This window comes from Paenibacillus plantiphilus (assembly GCF_927798095.1).
In the GTDB taxonomy this organism is placed as follows: Bacteria; Bacillota; Bacilli; order Paenibacillales; family Paenibacillaceae; genus Paenibacillus_Z; species Paenibacillus_Z plantiphilus.
Window position 1 is genome coordinate 294,376 of record NZ_CAKMMF010000002.1, and the last position, 17,745, is coordinate 312,120.

Here is a 17,745-nt window from a genome sequence, read left to right on the forward strand (position 1 = left end):
TTACAGCACACCGCACGCCATTTTTCCGTGACGTAAGGCGGTTTTTCCGCTTTACAGCTACAGCCTACGCGGATTCTATTGCTTTTGAGCTGCTGTAAGCTCGTTTTTCAAGCTTACAGCGTACCGCACGCCATTTTTCCGTGCCGTAAGGCGGTTTTTCCGCTTTACAGCTACAGCCTACGCGGATTCTATTGCTTTTGAGCTGCTGTAAGCTCGTTTTTCAAGCTTACAGCGCACCGCGCACCATTTTTCCGTGCCGTAAGGCGGTTTTTCCGCTTTACAGCCGTAAGCTTGGGGGACGCCTGATCTTGGAATACACACAGGGCAGTCCATTAGGTCTCCATTCTACCTAAAGAACTGCCCTTTCCTATAACTCTGAAAATTGAAACAACCGCTCATCTCGACCGCTGATTACGCCAACTAAGCCATAGTCTCCCACTTCGCCCATAGCTCCACAGGATTCAATTCATATATCTCATTCTCTCTAAACATGTACTGGTGCATAATAAACTCTCTGCGTATCGTTGCAAAATCATCGTGGTATTGTTGAATGAACAGATTAAGCTCCTTCTCCGTATATTTCCGCCCCTTCTCCAATCGAAGCACAAGCGTCTCCAGTACCATCAGCTTTTTCTTCAACTGCGCGGGTACATGCTTCAGCTTCCCTTCCAAAGTGAAGAAGTTCTTCACGACAGCCTCCTTTATTCGCCTATTCTTATCATCATTCTCGCCTTCATCCCTGCTATTCAGGTCATTCATATCATCCGAATCTCCCTTCTGTGAACCAGCATTGCGATAGATGAGGTCCACCGCTGCTGCCGCATTATTCTTGATGAAATAATCATTCAACGAAAAATAAATCGTATTCTTTTCTCTCCGTTCATAAATCAGGCTAGCCTCTCGCAGCTTGGCCGCATGATGTGTAATCGTAGCAGGCGATACGCAAAGCTTCTCTGCCAGTACCCCGCCGCTTAACTCCCCAGCTGCAAGCAGGATCAGCATTCTCATTCTCGTTGCATCCGCAAGCGCCTTATGATATTGAACCACCTTATCCAACTGCATATTCAGATCACCTCATTATCGAGCCTTAAATTTGACTATCATCTAATTAGATAGTTAACTAATTAGATGATAGTCCGTCAGGATTAATTTGTCAATCACACTGTATTTGAAGCTGTATTTGAAGCCACTGGATTCTGTTCACTCGTCTCTTTGGCTGCATGTGGGGTTATTTCATAATGTGGGTATATTATCTGTATGACAAAACTTATCAAGAGCACATTCATTGTTGTCGCCATTGCACTTCTAATACTCTCCGGCTCCAGTGTTCTCGCGGAAGGCAGCAGCAAAGGGAAGATTGTTATGGGGACCTCCCCGGACTATGCGCCTTATGAAAGCGTGGATGCCAAAGGGAGCGGGGAAATCGTCGGGCTCGATATCGATATCGCCAAAGCAGTAGCCAGCAAGCTGGGCTATGAGCTTGAAATCTCAGGCATGGATTTCAACGGCTTGATCGCTGCTCTGCAGACGGGGCGGGTTGATTTTGTCATGTCGGCGATGTCCGTTACAGAAGAACGGCAACAGAGCGTCGACTTCTCGAACGTGTATTACGCCGCGCGCAATACGATTGTCTCGAAGGCGGCAAACAACTATCAAACACTGGAGGAGCTGGAAGGCAAACGCATCGGCGTACAGCTCGGCTCCACGCAAGAGATGGCTGTATCAGGCATGAAGAACGTCGAGGTCAAGACACTGAATAAAATTCCCGATCTCATCCAGGAGATTAAATCCGGCCGAATCGACGCCGCCATCGTCGAAGACGCCGTTGCCCTTGGCAATACGACGGCGAATCCCGATCTCAAGTTCACGTTGCTTCCATCGGAGGACGAGGATCAGGGGTATGCGATTGCTTTTCCCAAGGGCTCTCCGCTGGTTGTCCCGTTCAATGAAGCGCTGAAGGAGATCGAGGCCAGCGGCGAGAAGGACGCCATTGTCAGCAAATGGTTTGACAGCATGCTCGCGACTACGGGGCCGACAAGCGGAATCAATTTGGATTTCGGCATCCTTCAGGGCTACATGGGCTATATACTGCAGGGAATCTATGTTACGCTGCTGTTCACTCTCGTATCCGCCTTGTTCGGCTTTGTATGGGGGGCTATTCTCTCCCTGTTCAAAATCTCGCATGTGCGGCCGCTCCAATGGTTCGCAACAGCATACACGTCCGTGTTCCGGGGAACCCCGCTGCTGCTTCAGCTGTTCCTGATCTACTTCGCCACACCCCAGTTGCTGGACTACACGATCTCTCCGCTGCTGGCAGCAGGACTGGCGTTCGGGCTCAACTCCGCCGCCTACCTCTCAGAGACGATACGCGCCGGCATTATGGCCGTCGATCGGGGGCAGCGCGAGGCTGCTATGGCTCTGGGAATCCCGTATCGGACGATGATGATCAGCATCATTTTCCCGCAGGCGGTCAAAAATATTTTGCCCGCGCTCGTCAACGAATGTGTCGCCCTGCTCAAGGAATCCTCGCTCGTATCCGTCATTGGCGTTCAGGACCTGATGCGCAGAGCGACCGTCGTTCAGGCGAACACGTACAGAGCGTTCGAAGCGCTGCTCGTTGTAGGAGCGATCTATTACGTGCTCGTGCTCATTCTAACCTCATTAGCCCGTGTGCTGGAAAGGAGGCTGCGCCGCAGTGATTAATGTCGAGCATCTATCCAAAACCTTCGGCAAGCATGAAGTACTGCAAAACATCACAACAACTGTAGAACCAGGGGAGGTCGTCGCCATCATCGGCCCCTCAGGCTCAGGCAAGTCGACCTTCCTGCGATGCCTGAATCTGCTCGAAGTGCCGACAAGCGGCCGCATTACAATTGACGGGGCCGACATTACGGATAAGAAAACCGATATTACGAAAGTAAGGCAGGGAATCGGGATGGTTTTTCAGCATTTTCATCTGTTTCCGCATATGACTGTGATGGACAATCTGACCTTTGCCCCGGTCAAAGTAAAGGGGATGTCGCTAGAGGAGGCCCGCTCCAAGAGTGAAATTCTTCTGGAAAGGGTCGGGCTTAGAGCAAAGGCCGATGCCTATCCCTCCAAGCTGTCCGGCGGACAGAAACAACGTGTAGCCATCGCCCGCAGTCTCGCCATGGACCCGGATATTATGCTGTTCGATGAGCCGACCTCTGCCCTTGATCCCGAGATGGTCAAGGAAGTGCTGGCTGTCATCCACGATCTGGCTTCCACAGGGATGACGATGCTCATCGTCACGCATGAGATGAAGTTCGCCCGCGAAGCGGCCGACACTATCTATTTCCTCGACAGCGGCCAGCTCATCGAGAAAGCAGAACCCGGACGGTTCTTCACCAAGCCCCAGAGCGAGCGCGCTGTACGTTTTTTGGAGAAGGTACTGTAGCTGCGCTGCTATATGAACAGCAGAATAGAATGGCTTATTCTTTGGCAGGAGTAAGCCATTCTGCTCCGCCTGTGTTCGGATGTCGACGCGTGCTGTCCATAACGTGATATTAGGAGCTGGCAGTCACTTTCTATTGTCGTACGAAACCAGACTAGCAAGAAACTCCGAAGGTCCGAAAGTCCGATGAACAATGCGTGCAAATCCCAAATACACCCAGTATCAATCCTTTTCATACCTGTAAAAGCGAAAGTAAAAAAGACCCATTCAATACGAATGAGTCGCTTTATTTGATGCGCTATAAAATGTTTCCTAATGACTAATGACTATTTTTACAGATGCTCTATTTTTCATAATCTAATTCGTTTTTTTATTGCAGTAACAGAAATTCCTTCATTTCTAACTTCTATCCCTTGTTCGCTAGGGATACTCCCATGATGCAAAGCTATTAGTTCCCAGTTATCATTAAACACAGGAGAACCAGATGATCCACCTAGTGTGTCTGTTACGTATTGTATCAACTTATTATCACAGTACGTAATTACATTCTCAGATAAGCTCACCATTTTTGGCATTCCTTTAGGATGTTGAATGATGAATACATCATTACCAACCTTAACATCCCTCTCGCCAGGATAAGGTATAAAACCCCATCTAAGTCCAGGACTACCTTTTACTTTTACAATTGTGAAATCGAGTTCAGAATCCGTTTGAAAAAATGAATCGCAATCACATTCGTATTCTTCAACAGGCAATAACGTTCCCTTTAAATCGGTTTGATAATTAAACTGAATTTTAGCGCCTTTTGCAATCTCTTTTGAAGGAATCACATGGTTATTGGTCATTATTGTATCAGCGTCAATCAAAAAGCCTGTACCGACAGAAGTCTCCCCGTTAGGTAAATTGGCAAGAACTATTCTTGCTACTGATCTTGCTATTTGCGTTCCTTTTTCAAGTGAAGATATTGGACGAAGATTACTTTCATTTACCAAACTTTCGTAAGAAAACTTTCTGTTTGCGCTCAGAAGCATTATTGACCTTTCCTTTCTCAATTAAACTTGATTGTTATGTTCAGTATAGTAACCAATAATCATTCAAAATAAATGGTAATATTTATGCGGGATACGATGACTATCCACCTGCCATAATAAATCGCGTAGTACAATTATGATTAAAAATTGGAGGATAAAAAATTCATGTTTACTGCATTGGAAAGAGACTTACTAAAAGAAGTACTTTACCTTAAATTTCCTCAGGCATCTGATCAACAATTAGAAGCAAGTATTATGGAAGGTCAAACGATTGTCGCTAATGCGGCCAACAATACCACGTCTAGTGTCAGCCAAGAACGATTTTCCTACGTCCCAACCCATTCACCCAATTCATGGGCAGGTACACCTGTGCTACCAATAGAACACGAAGGATGGAAAGGTAGTATTGGAGGAGGTGGCAGCTTTGGAATACCAGGCCTTGCTGGAGGTAGCTTTAGCGGGGGGATATCTTATGAGAATAGTTTTATTAAACCCCTTTGCAAAACTGCAGCGGAGGCTATATATAATGCCGCTACCCTTGCGGCTAATGCGATACCAAACCCAATCGCTCAAATAGCCGCCAGGGTAGCGGCTAAATCAGTCTATGATGAAGCTAAAAAGCGTTGCTAATTGAAGATTAGGGGCTGTCCAATAAGTCAGTGAAACTGACTTCTGGACGCCCCACTTTTTGTTTTAGGGACTTATTGGACAGCCCTAATTACCTACCTGTATTTTTGCAGCAACGCTCCCACCGCGCGCCGTATGACTGCTCCTATAAAGGGGATATAGCGGACCAGTATCCATGAAGCCGCGAAGTTGCAGGCTACAGCTAGACATACAACAGAATGGAAAAGAACTGGAATATAGTTCCCGCCAGCACGAACAGATGCCATACCGCATGATGATAAGGGAATCCGCGCCACATGTAGAATACCGTTCCGACCGTGTAGCAGCCCCCGCCAACGATTAGCAGCGTGAGCCCCAGCCCTTCCATATTCAACAGAAGCGGCTTCCATGCGAACACAATGATCCAGCCCATCAGAATATAAAGGATTGTCGAGGTGAACAGAAACTTTTTCGTATAAAATGCCTTGAACACTACGCCGATGACCGCTATTCCCCAGACGATGCCAAACAGCACCCATCCGAGCGTCCCTTCCACGACATGGAACAGGATCGGAGTATAGCTCCCCGCAATAAACAAATAAATTGCTGAATGATCCAGAATCTCAAAGATATCCTTAACCTTTCCCTCAGGAAAGCTGTGCACAAGCGTGGAGCATAGATAAAGGAGCAGCATTGTAGCCCCATAGACGACAAAGCTGACTACGTACATCGCACTGCCTGTTAAGCTTGCAGATATGATGAGCAGCACTAGAGCGACGACGCTTAGCGCGGCTCCGATACCGTGTGTAGCAGCATTGGCAATTTCCTCGCGTCTCGTATATGTATGTGTTGCAGCCATTCGGATACACCTCCTGCACTAAGTTTACCGCATATGAGAAGTTGTAGCCACCTTCACAGCAGGTCGTCGCTGCCGATTCTTCCGGCAAAATTGACGCATGTGCACTTCTTCTTGAAATGTTCATTTTACAAATGATGCATCTCGAAGGAATTACGGGAGTTTTGTCGAAAAGCATACCTATGATGACGAAAAGGAAAGTATTTCTGATCACCGCTTTGTTCTTTCTTGCGCTTACAGGAATCCGCCTGGCCTGGGTTCTCCTATCTGCTCCTTCAACTGACTCCCCCCAAGCCGTCCAAGGGGAATTGGACTTGCGAAATTGGGATTTCGATCAGGACCGCACCATATTGTTGAATGGCCAGTGGGAATTCTATCCTAGCACGCTGCTTCAGGAGAATATGGACATCGACCTCTCATCCAACATTGGAAGAGAGCTTCTTCAGGTTCCCGGTAGCTGGAATAGCGCAATGTCGAGCAAGGGGGATTCCCCATTCGGCTACGGCTCTTACCGTTTGCGTATTCTGGTCGAACCGAATAAGGAGCGGATCTACGGCATCCGCATTCCCACTATTCCAACCTCCTCGGAGCTGTACGTAAATGGGCGGCTGTTGGCGCATGCGGGTGACCCTGGGTCAAGCGCGGAGAGCTATACGGCCAGAAGAGTGCCGTATTCCGCATCCTTTACGACAGATCTTAGCGAGATCGAGATCATCATTCAAATTGCAAACTTTGATGACAGCCTTATGGGTGGTATAAATTGGCCCATCAAATTCGGAAATGACTATGTCGTTACGAAATCAGCAGCATTCTCCATCGGATTGCAATTATCCATATGCCTTATTCTGTTCATGCACGCTGTATATGCCGGCCTTCTGTTTATTATGGGCTTGCGTCAGAAGGGGCTGCTCTATTTCTCCCTATTGATTGTGACTGCTATTGTGGCTGTTCTAATTGATGACGATGCTCTGCTGCTGATCTGGCTGCCGATCAACTATGACATAACCCTTCGCATCTATTATTTGGCCTATCTCGGAAATGCTGTATTTCTGCTGCAGTACGTCAAGCATCTCATACCGCAGTATTCTGCCATCAGGGGGATCAAAGCGTATACAGCCGTGTGCGTCATCTACGCGATAGCATCCCTGTTCTTGCCGATCAGATGGCTGTCGTACGCCGATCTTCTTCACACTCTTATTGTGGTCGTTCCATTCTTGATCGTTCCTATGATTGCTTATCGAGCCGTCTCCAAGGGGCATAAAGACGTTATCTTTATATTGCTCGGATTAACCGCCATAACAACAAACATCATCTGGGGCATCATCAAAAATACAGGCTGGCAGGGAATGGGTTATTACCCTGTTGACGTACTGGCGACTTTTATCGCATTCGCATCGTACTGGTTCATGCACTATCTTCGAAACGCTAACCAGACAGCCAAGCTTGCCGAGCAGCTGCTGAAGGAAGACAAGCTGAAGGACCAATTCCTGGTCCATACTTCGCATGAACTGAGAAATCCACTGCACGGCATTCTCAATATTGCCCAAACTGTACTTGGCAGCGAAGGCAAGTATGACGAGGACACAAACAAGGAGAATATGAAGCTGCTTATTGCAGTAGGGAAACGAATGTCATTTCTGCTGAACGACTTGCTTGATATTACACGGCTGAAGGAGGACCGCATTCGTCTGCAGGTGGCCGATGTTCAGGTTCAAGCCCTTGCCTCAGGTGTACTCGATATGGTGCAATTCATGACAGCAGGCAAACCAATACGGTTGATCAATAACATCCCGGCTGGGTTCCCGCAAGTGAGGGCCGATGAAAACCGGCTTATCCAGATTTTATTTAATCTCCTGCATAACGCGGTGAAATTTACGAACGAAGGCTCCATCACGGTGGACGCTCACATCAAGGAGGACCAAGCCGTCATTCATATAGCGGATACCGGAATCGGAATGGACGTAGAGACGCAAAGACGCATATTCGAGCCCTATGAGCAGGGCGACATGAACGATGCAGGCAGTGCCGGCGGACTCGGGCTCGGGCTCAGCATATGCAAGCAGCTGGTGGACCTGCACAAGGGAACGCTGACGGTTAGCTCGGCTCTGGGCAACGGCTCCATTTTAACCATCACCTTGCCTTTATCCCATTCAACGACCGAACACCATAAAGCGGGGAAACCGGCTTTCGTACCTGTCGTGCTTGAGGAAACTGCTGCTGCATCGTATGAGGCCGGCTCTGAATCTGAAACGATGGTTACGCCGGATCGGCCGCGAATACTGGCTATTGACGATGATCCTATTAACTTGAGCATATTGGAGAGCGTGCTTTCGTTGGACAGCTATGACATCGTTACGGCTACGAGCGGGCAAGCGGCGTTATCCCTGCTGGCGACCAGAGAGTGGGACTTGGTTATCTCCGATGTCATGATGCCGCAAATGTCCGGCTACCAATTGTCACGCGCCATTCGCGAGCATTTCTCCATCTCGGAGCTCCCGATCCTGCTTCTTACAGCACGCAGCCGATCAGAGGATATAGAAGCAGGATTTCTGGCGGGCGCCAACGATTATGCGACGAAGCCAGTCGATGCGATGGAGTTGAAGTCGCGCGTACGGGCATTAACGTTCAGCAAGAAGTCGTTTCGTGAACGGCTGCGTATGGAAGGAGCACTGCTCCAGGCGCAGATTCAGCCGCATTTCTTATTCAATACACTTAATTCGGTAGCTGCTCTAAGTGAATTGGATACAGCCAGAATGCATGAACTACTCGGAGTATTCGGCAATTATTTGCGGGCAAGCTTCGATCCCCGAAATCTGGAGCGGTCTGTCCCTCTGAAGCATGAGCTGAATCTCGTCCGCTCGTATCTGTATATCGAGAAGGAGCGATTCGAGGAGAAGCTGCAAGTTTCTTGGGAGATCGATGAAAGCATTCAGTTGGAGATACCGCCCCTAACCATTCAGCCGCTGGTAGAGAATGCCGTCCGGCATGGAGTCTTGAAACGCATTCAAGGCGGTACAGTTCGTATACGAATTAGTGAATATGAGGACTATGCGGAAGTATCGATCGAGGATGATGGCGTGGGTATAGATGAGCCTAGACTGAAGCAGCTGCTGGACAGCCGTGCGGATATAGGGTCAGGAATCGGTCTGCGCAATACGGATCGGCGCTTGAAACAGCTGTACGGCCAAGGCCTGCAGATACATAGCTCTCCCGGCATTGGGACCAGGGTTACTTTTATTGTGAAGAAGTGATGGGGCACCCGCCTCTCTCCCAAGTCTGAAGTGGAACCTGGTCAATTATGGTCATATCTGACCGTCAAAAAGCCAGCGTATATACGCTGGCTTTTTGACAAATTGCTACGTTTAGTAGGTTTATTGAATATGATGAACCTTTACCTTGCCCCAAATGCGCTTCCAATTCTTCTTAACAATACGTTCTTCATAGATTTTTGCTCTTTCTTTTGTTTCTTCAAAATAAGGTGTTGGCTTTAACAATAAATTTAATACATCTTCAACTCCACAGGGGGCTGTTAAGACAACGTTGTTTTGCTCATCTAATGTAAGTCCTAATGCTGTTGCTGTTTCAGGAAATTTTGAGATAGCGTCGGTTGATGAAGAATATGGCGGTATGTTATTTACAACGTGCATTCTCGCTTCATTCTTGACAGACCAAGGGATTTGAGGGTTTATACTTTTAAGTTTTTGTTCCAATTGCTTTTCTACTTTTTCATCGAGATTGCTATTATCGAAATAGATGACATCAACATCGGGCACTGGTGTCCGTTCAGTATAATCATGAAGTGTATCCCAGATTTTTGAACGAACAAAACCCGCACATATCCACCAGTCAGGCAAATTCAGAGATTTGGCGTTTTGTAAGATTTTCATCATCCATTCATCATCTTTTACAAGTTTGATTATGTCTTGCTCACTTTCTAATTTCAAAATTATCGCCTCCCGAACATACATTCTTATTATAACTGATAACAAGAGAATTGGAAGGAATTTCTTATGGTGCAGACACAGTGGAGCTATACCGAACTTCGACCTTATAAAGGCGATAGGGTCGCTGAACCCAGACGCATCTTCACTATTACTACAACATCATAAGTCCATGTATGTTCGTGTGGAGCTTCCGGATGAGTTTTAGGATTATTATGATGAGTATAATCTACGTCTCTTACAGCCTTTCCATCAGTCCCATACCATCTTCTCGTTAGTATCTCACCAGTTTGCTTGTCGATGATATCTACCGATGAATTTGGTCTCCCATTTTTAGGATTTGGAACTGATGTTGTAATCGTACGACGAAGATAATGCAGATGATTAACTATGAGATTTTATTGCATTGTTGTAGAGTATGGTTAGCTCCTGATGGGTTCTGAATATCACTTCATCAAACAGCGCTCTATTCCAAACTCGTCTTCTTGTATTTCAGTCTCATCGAGGATCTTGAATAATATTCTAGATACTTTTAAATTTTCAACTAAATATAATTTCCACCCATCAAACACATCCACAGGTAACCAACATTAAATCGTGCCCACGATTCTTTTACAGCTACATCATCATACTGTGATGGTTCATATCCAAATAATGCCCCATCTAATCTTGTAAACAAATCACTTCTAGTTAGACCAAATAGATCTAAATGGGTTCTGTTACCATTATCTTGAACTAAAGTATCAAGCGAGAATAATACGTCACGAAGTGAGGCGCCCAATTCATAGTCGCCTAAACGCCTATCTCTTATCCAGTAACAGAACTTACCAAATAACCAGTCACTTCCGTACTCTTGATCCAGTTCAAACTCCACAGCAAAAAATGAACGATCCCCAACAATCATTTGTTATTCCCCCACTATTACTTCTTAACTACATTCTTGGTTTTCTAGCAGAGGAGGTTCATACCTACCTGAGATATATTTTAGAAGGATTGGTAATCAAATAGAGATATCGTGGAATAACGAAGATTTATATTCAGAAGGGATTTCGTTTCCTTATGTGACGGGTTGCCAAGACTCAGCAAGCAATCCCCTTTCGTCAAAAGGATTCTTTGTAAATTCATATTTAACTGAGAAAACATGACTGTCACCAAACATCCTCAAGTCAAATCACCTCACTTATTATTTCTTATCATATTGTATAGTCTGATTTAGTTATTTTCCCATCGTTAACCATTTGCCTTAATACATGAATAAGCGCTGTCTAGTAACTCTTGTCCAGTTTTCGCACCCGGTATTGGATTAGCACTTCCCCATCCGCTTTGAGGGTCATATTTTGGGCTGAGTTCATTCGGCACTGGGCAGCCCCACCAAGAAAGAAACCTTGAAAGGCACGAAGCCTATCAAGGTTAAATACGTCTCTATCTTCTCGATTGAAATTGAATTACAAAGTATCTTTGCGTTAAGAGGAGGCGTTAAAATTTTGCAATTTAGTAAACTATGACCCTCACTCTCAACGCCTGTTACTTCAATATCTTGAAGAAAATAAGGAATTTGTGGTCTAGTCAACTCTCTTAACACGAAGATAACAAGAAAGAAAGGCCCGAGGCCAACCAAGGATTATGAAGATGATTAACTATGAGATTTTATTGCATTGTTGTAGAGTATGGTTAGCTCCTGATGGGTTCTGAATATCACTTCATCAAACAGCCCTATTCCAAACTCTTCTTCTTGTATTTCTGTCTCACCGAGGCTTTTGAATAATATTCTAGCTGCTTTTAAATTTTCAACTAGATATAATTTCCACCCATCAAACACATCCACAGGTAAACCAACATTAAATCGTGCCCACGTTTCTTGTATAGCTACATCATCATACTGTGATGGTTCATATCCAAATAATGCCCCATCTAATCTTGTAAACAAATCACTTCTAGGTAGTCCAAATAGTTCTACATGTGTTCTATTACCATTCTCTCGAACTAAATTATCCAACGAGAATAATACGTCACGAAGTGAGGTTCCCAATTCATAGTCGCCTAAACGCCTATCTCTTATCCAGTAACAGAATTTACCAAATAACCAAACACCTCCGTACTCTTGGTCCAGCTCAAACTCCACAGCAAAAAGTGAACGATTCCCAACAATCATATGTTATTCCCCCACTACTACTTCTTAACCCCCAGTTGATTAAGCACATCCTTCGACACTGACTCTTTTGAAACAGTACCACTAAAATGAACTCCTCCTGCGTTATCATCAAAATATCTGTAAATTTGACCGTCCTTACCTACACCGTACCATGTTTTCATATCACCACGCACTGAATTTGCATAAACCGATTGAGCATCTGAAGGTTCTGGTGTCTTTCGAGGGTTATAGGATGAACTCCCCTTGTCATGAGCAGGGTTAGCTTTATACTCAGGTTTTATTCGTCCAGTAACTGAATCAGGGTGATAAGGACTCCCCTTTAATGCAGGTGACTCGATAGATTTACCTACGTCCTTAACATCCCCACCGCGAGACCCTGCCGATCCGGAATTGATTTGGTTAATGTTGCTTCCAATATTATTGATGGAATTGTAAAAAACCGATCCCCCATGAGCAACAGTAGCTACCGATCCTACTGTCAGAGGTACACCTACTATCGCTCCTATACCTGTCGTATCTAGAAGAACTCCCCCAGTTCCTCCTACTACACCACCCAGTATTTCAAGAGAACCTTGAACCAATGTTACTGCATGTCCTGCTAATTGCCCCGCCTGATACGTTAAGGGATTTTCAGTGTCAGGTGGTGAAGTTATTAGATTAAATGTATTATCCGCAACTACCGCTTCGCCTGCACCTAATGTAAAGGATATACTATATGATACAGCTTTTTCAAATGCAGTTTTCTCTTCTACCTTAGAATCCACTTCGATTCTATTTGTGTTTTTAATCGGAGAGAGAGAAGGCGTTGAATTGTACTTGAGTGGCACCCCGTTTGGGCCTAGTTGTTTATTACTTTCGTAATTGCTAGTTGAATTATACTTGAGTGGTACTCCATTCGCCCCTACCTTTTCATTACTCTTGCTTGCGGCAGAATGCGTTGGTCCGCTGCTAGTTGCATTGTACTTGAGTGGTACCCCATTCGCTCCTACCTGTTCATTACTCTTGTTTGTGGTAGAATGCGTTGGTCCGCTGCTAGTTGCATTGTACTTGAGTGGTACCCCATTCGCTCCTACCTGTTCATTACTCTTGTTTGTGGTAGAATGCGTTGGTCCGCTCATAGACGTACTGTAGCTGCTGTATACGGCCTTAGCTGCGCTTGACGATGTTCCACTCGTAACAATCGGTGTCGGTCTTGTTGTTGTACTTGCCCCGCTTGATGTGGTGCTGTAGCTGCTGTACACGGCCTTCGCCGCGCTGGACGATGTTCCACTCGTAACGGTCGGTGTCGGTCTTACTGTTGTACTTGCCCCGCTTGATGTGGTGCTGTAGCTGCTGTATACAGCCTTCGCCGCACTTGATGATGATCCACTCGTAACGGTCGGCGTCGGTCTTACTGTTGTGCTTGCTCCGCTTGATGTGGTGCTATAGCTGCTGTATACGGCCTTCGCCGCGCTTGACGATGTGCCACTCGTAACAGTCGGTGTCGGTCTTGTTGTTGTACTTGCTCCGCTTGATGTGGCGCTGTAGCTGCTGTATACGGCCTTCGCCGCGCTTGACGATGTGCCACTCGTAATGGTCGGTGTCGGTCTTACTGTTGTGCTTACTCCGCTTGATGTGGTGCTGTAGCTGCTGTATACAGCCTTCGCCGCGCTTGACGATGTGCCACTCGCAACGGTCGGTGTCGGTCTTGCTGTTGTGCTTGCTCCGCTCGTTGACATACTGTAGGTGCTGTATACGGCCTTCGCCGCGCTTGACGATGTGCCACTCGCAACGGTGGGCGTCGGTCTTGTTGTTGTGCTTGCTCCGCTTGACGTGGTGCTGTAGGTGCTGTATACGGCCTTCGCTGCGCTTGACGACGTGCCACTCGCAACGGTCGGTGTCGGTCTTGTTGTTGTACTTGCTCCGCTCGTTGACGTACTGTAGCTGCTGTATACGGCCTTCGCCGCGCTTGACGATGTTCCACTCGTAACGGTCGGCGTCGGTCTTGTTGTTGTACTTGCTCCGCTCGATGAGCTGCTGTAGCTGCTATACACTGCTTTCGCTGTGCTGGATGAGGATACGCTCGTGGCAGCTGTTGCTTTTACAGCTACTGATGTTGTTAGCGTAGATGAAGAATTTGTCGTCTTACTGGCTGTTGAGGATTGAACCGAGGATGTGTTTGCATTGCTTGAGGTCGATTTTGCGCTGGATGAGGATGAGGACGATGCTGTTGATGTTTTCGTTGTTTTAGTCGAAGTCGATGAGGATTTTGATGCCTGTCCAATGGAAGCGTACATATTGGACGCGGTTGTGGAAACTGTTACAGTATCTTTCTTTGGTGCAGCTACTGTCTGTTTAGAGGCGCTGCTACTGCTTGACTTCTGTGTGCTGGCCGTCGTTTGATGCCATGGCAAGTTGTAACTGGAATAGCTGCTGCTGTTCTTGGTTGAAGATGAGAATGATAATACGGCCATAACGATGGATCCCTTCTTCTCTATATAATGCTAACAAACTATATTTATATCAATAAACAATTAATGTAAATAGCATAAAATGTAGGAATTTGTCGAAATCAATTATTTATTAACTTTTTTTCACATTTTATTGCATTTAGTAGTGCGTATAGGTATGATTCATGTGTGAATCAGCTTCTTTTACATAAAGGGATGGTGTATATGGGAATTTATCATTTACCAGAGGAACTGCCGTTTAACAGCAAAATTCTTGTTCTTGATACTCAATATATTGAATCGGCTTCTGATGCAGAAGCCTACATAATACTAGATCTTGAACGCAAATTCGAAGATCCCGATTTGAACAAAATCCCGGCCAAAGTTGTATTAGTAGATACCATGCAAAAGAAATATATGCTCTTTAAATATAATGTGGTGTTGGGGGATCTTAGGGACTATGATCAATATTCAGTTTAAGCCGCATTACCGTGTGCTTCACTTCACGAATGAGATCGGTAAATACATCATAGGCGGTATGGCATCCTATATGAATGAAATGTATCGACACCATGGTCAGGATGTGGGATTCGTACATTTCTACAATAGTTCAGTTCAAGACATAGTAATGGATTCTTATCCTGGACCTGATAACATACTGGCTGTTGCGGCTCACGAGTTGGACAGACTAAGAGAACTTTCCTTTGATATCGCGGTAGTTCACTTTTATGCGCTTCATTTTATGATCGATGAAAATGTTCTTAAAGGACGTCCTCTTATCTATGTTGTGCACTCCGTCCCTACTACAGAGCCGTATTTTCCTGAACAGCCATTCGGAGAGCAGCATGTTGTTAAGGAACAGTTTGAATCGATGTGTGAACGGGCTAACATCATTGTCACGGTTTCACACGCTGAAGCTCATAAACTAATAGCTCTCTATCCCGAATTCGAATCCAAAGTCCGAGTAATTCATAATGGAATGACTTATACTGAGACGGAACCTGCTATCCAATCTATTCGAGAGCATAGAAAAACCTTTGGCTTTCTTGGTAGACTGGATTATCGCAAAGGCTTGTATGAATGCCTCAGAGCATTCAAAACTACGGATGCCTGTTTGAAAATTGCTTGCGGATTCGAAGATCCTGAGTATCTGAGCAGCATATTGGGATATATTGAAGCAGCGGATTTACAGTCGAAAATCGAATTTTTAGGATGGTGTCAGGGAGAACGGAAGCTCAGCTTCCTCCGTTCTTTGGACGCTCTTATCGTCCCTTCTCTGTATGAGCCATTCGGCTACGTCGTACTTGAAGCGATGAGTCAGCAGTTGCCGTTAATTTGCAGCAATAGAGGGGGCATCCCTGAAATCGTAGGTGATTATAAATATTGCTTTGACCCTTATGACAGCGACTCTTTGGCCGTAACAATTCACCAGTTCCAAACCGATGATAAAGAAGTGATCCAAGAACAAGTAATTAAGCTCTATCAGCGGACAAAACGATTTACTTCTGAAGAAATGTCGGACAAATACGAGATGCTTTATCATTCAATTATGTAGTTTTCTGGAGAGGTATACTTATGAAAAGAAAATGGCCCGTTCTAATTACTATTCTCGCATTGATGGTGATTGTTGCTATCACAACGCTGATTTTGCAAAGAAATTCTGTTAACAATCAGAACATAACCTATGATAAGCCCGTCATCTACCTCTATCCTGAGCAAGAACAGGAGGTATCCGTCAGGCTTGATTACAAGGGGACACTTACTGTTACCTATCCCGAATACGCCGATGGCTGGAATGTGACTGCCAGACCGGACGGAACGATTATTAACCGAAGAGATGGAAGGGAATATTCTTATTTGTTCTGGGAGGGGCGTCCAGAGCATGACTTAGATTCAATTAAGGAAGGCTTTGTAGTATCAGGAGCGGAGACGGAAGCTTTCCTGCAGCGGACACTTGCCGGGATGGGCTTGATGCCCAGGGAATACAACGAATTCATCGTCTACTGGCTGCCTAAGATGAAGAACAACAACTACAATATCATCCATTTCGCCGGACAAGAGTACGTCGAGAGCGCCAAGCTGACCATTACGCCAGAGCCGGATTCAATCCTGCGCATATTCATGGTATTCCAGCCGTCCGACCAATTCGTCGAGCTCCCGCAGCAGAAGCTGGAGACATTTAATCGACATGGTTTTGCAGTAGTGGAATGGGGCGGCTCGGAGCTGCCCTGACCTCCAAATTATCCTTACAGTATATGCGAATCCTCATTTGGATCTGGCAAGCCCCTTTGTCGTCTGAAGTCACTCAAAACCTCAGTCAGTTGGGACACGTATAATTCCGCCCGAAACCCTTTGCAATCAAATGAAATAGCGGACAAACGACCATCCCTATTCATGTAGTGAACAATCAGATACTCCTTCTTGCTCGTACTACCGCCAGTAAGTGCTCCATGTCTTCTGTATGATGCGCTATATTTGATTATTCGTTCGTTAGGAATCTCATGATTACCTTTATTCGACTCGAAAATCAGCTTGTCTTCACATGCATAAATACGCGTCATTATTTTCGCTGGAATAGGCAATCCTGATGCATGAACAGTGAATACAGTATGTAGCGCTCCCAGATCCGCGATCCTTTGTCTGGAGCTTTTTCTTAACCTCATAAAGGCAACTATCAACCAAACGATTACAACAACTACTATAGCCAGTAAAATCCACATGTTTCCCTGCCCCCTTCTAACATATTTATCCACATTTTATCATAGACAAGAGACGAGAACATCAATTTATTGTGATTGTTCCAGTCACAAAAATTAATTGGAGATTATTTTTATTTAATAATGATTAATAATGCTGGTGAATATATGTATTCAATCAATTACACCTATTGACACTGGTTGAGATTCTACATTTGATTGACCTATGGGCAAGAAAAGAGCCATTTTCTACAGTCCAGGAATCGACCTTAGAAAACGGCTCTTCAGAATGTTCTTATAAGCATAAAAAAATAAACTCGCCCGGTCATATGCCTGCGAGGTTTGATTCAATTTTTGAGCGTGAAGGATTTTAGATTTGATAATTGGCAACGGATCGACAACACCGACCCCTAATGACATCTGCCTTTAACCATTTCCAGAGCCCTTCAACAGGGTTGAGTTCTGGACTGTAAGGTGTCCAGTGCTCATTCATTTAGGAAATCGAGTAGGAGGGGGCGGCTAGCCCCCGACCTCTCACACCACCGTACGTACCGTTCGGTATACGGCGGTTCATGTCATATTCCGCAATGATTTGTATCTGTCCGTTAAACTCTTCAAG

At 45.5% G+C, this 17,745-nt stretch carries 18 protein-coding genes; 8 read left to right on the forward strand and 10 right to left on the reverse strand.

Annotation, left to right across the window (positions count from 1 at the left end):
- Window positions 1-420: 420 nt before the first annotated feature.
- Window positions 421-1,062, reverse strand: a complete 642-nt coding sequence (locus L6H65_RS02680) for a metalloregulator ArsR/SmtB family transcription factor (protein ID WP_236338810.1) — start codon at window positions 1,060-1,062, stop codon at window positions 421-423.
- Between the two features lie 195 nt (window positions 1,063-1,257).
- Here L6H65_RS02680 and L6H65_RS02685 point away from each other — a divergent pair, with 195 nt between their 5' ends.
- Window positions 1,258-2,703, forward strand: coding sequence for an ABC transporter permease subunit (locus L6H65_RS02685; RefSeq protein ID WP_236338811.1), 1,446 nt, complete (start codon window positions 1,258-1,260; stop codon window positions 2,701-2,703).
- A complete protein-coding gene (locus tag L6H65_RS02690; protein WP_236338812.1) occupies window positions 2,696-3,418 on the forward strand; it encodes an amino acid ABC transporter ATP-binding protein in 723 nt (240 codons plus the stop codon). Before L6H65_RS02685 ends, L6H65_RS02690 begins: the two co-directional genes overlap by 8 nt.
- 347 nt (window positions 3,419-3,765) lie before the next feature.
- Here L6H65_RS02690 and L6H65_RS02695 read toward each other — a convergent pair whose 3' ends face one another.
- On the reverse strand, window positions 3,766-4,446 hold the full coding sequence (locus tag L6H65_RS02695; protein WP_236338813.1) for a trypsin-like serine peptidase: 681 nt from the start codon (window positions 4,444-4,446) through the stop codon (window positions 3,766-3,768).
- Between the two features lie 165 nt (window positions 4,447-4,611).
- Between L6H65_RS02695 and L6H65_RS02700 the strand changes: the two genes are divergently transcribed.
- Window positions 4,612-5,076, forward strand: coding sequence for a hypothetical protein (locus L6H65_RS02700; protein ID WP_236338814.1), 465 nt, complete (start codon window positions 4,612-4,614; stop codon window positions 5,074-5,076).
- Between the two features lie 199 nt (window positions 5,077-5,275).
- Here L6H65_RS02700 and trhA read toward each other — a convergent pair whose 3' ends face one another.
- Entirely contained in the window at window positions 5,276-5,911 is a 636-nt protein-coding gene (trhA, locus tag L6H65_RS02705) for a PAQR family membrane homeostasis protein TrhA (RefSeq protein ID WP_236338815.1), read from the reverse strand.
- A 311-nt stretch (window positions 5,912-6,222) separates the two neighbouring features.
- On the opposite strand from trhA, the gene L6H65_RS02710 reads away from it, so the two are divergent.
- Window positions 6,223-9,159, forward strand: coding sequence for a hybrid sensor histidine kinase/response regulator (locus L6H65_RS02710; RefSeq protein ID WP_307728295.1), 2,937 nt, complete (start codon window positions 6,223-6,225; stop codon window positions 9,157-9,159).
- A 120-nt stretch (window positions 9,160-9,279) separates the two neighbouring features.
- Here L6H65_RS02710 and L6H65_RS02715 read toward each other — a convergent pair whose 3' ends face one another.
- The 5 genes from L6H65_RS02715 to L6H65_RS02730 form a co-directional block, all read right to left on the reverse strand.
- The gene (locus tag L6H65_RS02715; RefSeq protein ID WP_371877620.1) at window positions 9,280-9,876 is read right to left on the reverse strand and encodes a nucleotidyltransferase family protein; all 597 of its coding nucleotides are present in this window, start codon (window positions 9,874-9,876) and stop codon (window positions 9,280-9,282) included.
- Between the two features lie 517 nt (window positions 9,877-10,393).
- On the reverse strand, window positions 10,394-10,753 hold the full coding sequence (locus L6H65_RS02720) for an Imm42 family immunity protein (protein ID WP_236338818.1): 360 nt from the start codon (window positions 10,751-10,753) through the stop codon (window positions 10,394-10,396).
- 444 nt (window positions 10,754-11,197) lie between these two features.
- A complete protein-coding gene (locus L6H65_RS26940; protein ID WP_503827043.1) occupies window positions 11,198-11,431 on the reverse strand; it encodes a PIM7 family immunity protein in 234 nt (77 codons plus the stop codon).
- Between the two features lie 51 nt (window positions 11,432-11,482).
- On the reverse strand, window positions 11,483-12,001 hold the full coding sequence (locus L6H65_RS02725; RefSeq protein WP_236338819.1) for an Imm42 family immunity protein: 519 nt from the start codon (window positions 11,999-12,001) through the stop codon (window positions 11,483-11,485).
- A gap of 17 nt (window positions 12,002-12,018) precedes the next feature.
- Complete coding sequence (locus L6H65_RS02730; RefSeq protein ID WP_236338822.1) at window positions 12,019-14,034, reverse strand: hypothetical protein; 2,016 nt, start codon at window positions 14,032-14,034, stop codon at window positions 12,019-12,021.
- Between the two features lie 130 nt (window positions 14,035-14,164).
- Between L6H65_RS02730 and L6H65_RS02735 the strand changes: the two genes are divergently transcribed.
- The 4 genes from L6H65_RS02735 to L6H65_RS02750 all read left to right on the forward strand — a co-directional run bounded on the left by L6H65_RS02735 (window position 14,165) and on the right by L6H65_RS02750 (window position 16,662).
- Entirely contained in the window at window positions 14,165-14,383 is a 219-nt protein-coding gene (locus L6H65_RS02735; protein WP_236338824.1) for a hypothetical protein, read from the forward strand.
- 272 nt (window positions 14,384-14,655) lie between these two features.
- The gene (locus L6H65_RS02740) at window positions 14,656-14,910 is read left to right on the forward strand and encodes a hypothetical protein (protein ID WP_236338825.1); all 255 of its coding nucleotides are present in this window, start codon (window positions 14,656-14,658) and stop codon (window positions 14,908-14,910) included.
- Window positions 14,891-15,985, forward strand: coding sequence for a glycosyltransferase family 4 protein (locus tag L6H65_RS02745; protein WP_236338827.1), 1,095 nt, complete (start codon window positions 14,891-14,893; stop codon window positions 15,983-15,985). The genes L6H65_RS02740 and L6H65_RS02745 overlap by 20 nt, the downstream gene beginning before the upstream one ends.
- Before the next feature lie 20 nt (window positions 15,986-16,005).
- Window positions 16,006-16,662: a hypothetical protein gene (locus L6H65_RS02750; RefSeq protein WP_236338829.1), complete on the forward strand. Its 657-nt coding sequence runs from the start codon at window positions 16,006-16,008 to the stop codon at window positions 16,660-16,662.
- 14 nt (window positions 16,663-16,676) lie between these two features.
- Here L6H65_RS02750 and L6H65_RS02755 read toward each other — a convergent pair whose 3' ends face one another.
- Complete coding sequence (locus tag L6H65_RS02755) at window positions 16,677-17,150, reverse strand: hypothetical protein (protein WP_236338830.1); 474 nt, start codon at window positions 17,148-17,150, stop codon at window positions 16,677-16,679.
- 346 nt (window positions 17,151-17,496) lie between these two features.
- A complete protein-coding gene (locus tag L6H65_RS26750; protein ID WP_371877621.1) occupies window positions 17,497-17,619 on the reverse strand; it encodes a transposase in 123 nt (40 codons plus the stop codon).
- Window positions 17,620-17,745 lie beyond the last annotated feature (126 nt).

Excerpts from the sequence above, each read along its gene's own strand:
- L6H65_RS02680 (WP_236338810.1), bottom strand. The coding sequence starts at position 1,062 with ATGCAGTTGGATAAGGTGGTTCAATATCATAAGGCGCTTGCGGATGCA.
- L6H65_RS02685 (WP_236338811.1), top strand. The coding sequence starts at position 1,258 with ATGACAAAACTTATCAAGAGCACATTCATTGTTGTCGCCATTGCACTT.
- L6H65_RS02695 (WP_236338813.1), bottom strand. The coding sequence starts at position 4,446 with ATGCTTCTGAGCGCAAACAGAAAGTTTTCTTACGAAAGTTTGGTAAAT.
- L6H65_RS02700 (WP_236338814.1), top strand. The coding sequence starts at position 4,612 with ATGTTTACTGCATTGGAAAGAGACTTACTAAAAGAAGTACTTTACCTT.
- trhA (WP_236338815.1), bottom strand. The coding sequence starts at position 5,911 with ATGGCTGCAACACATACATATACGAGACGCGAGGAAATTGCCAATGCT.
- L6H65_RS02715 (WP_371877620.1), bottom strand. The coding sequence starts at position 9,876 with ATGTATGTTCGGGAGGCGATAATTTTGAAATTAGAAAGTGAGCAAGAC.
- L6H65_RS02720 (WP_236338818.1), bottom strand. The coding sequence starts at position 10,753 with ATGATTGTTGGGGATCGTTCATTTTTTGCTGTGGAGTTTGAACTGGAT.
- L6H65_RS02725 (WP_236338819.1), bottom strand. The coding sequence starts at position 12,001 with ATGATTGTTGGGAATCGTTCACTTTTTGCTGTGGAGTTTGAGCTGGAC.
- L6H65_RS02740 (WP_236338825.1), top strand. The coding sequence starts at position 14,656 with ATGGGAATTTATCATTTACCAGAGGAACTGCCGTTTAACAGCAAAATT.
- L6H65_RS02745 (WP_236338827.1), top strand. The coding sequence starts at position 14,891 with ATGATCAATATTCAGTTTAAGCCGCATTACCGTGTGCTTCACTTCACG.
- L6H65_RS02750 (WP_236338829.1), top strand. The coding sequence starts at position 16,006 with ATGAAAAGAAAATGGCCCGTTCTAATTACTATTCTCGCATTGATGGTG.
- L6H65_RS02755 (WP_236338830.1), bottom strand. The coding sequence starts at position 17,150 with ATGTGGATTTTACTGGCTATAGTAGTTGTTGTAATCGTTTGGTTGATA.
- L6H65_RS26750 (WP_371877621.1), bottom strand. The coding sequence starts at position 17,619 with ATGAATGAGCACTGGACACCTTACAGTCCAGAACTCAACCCTGTTGAA.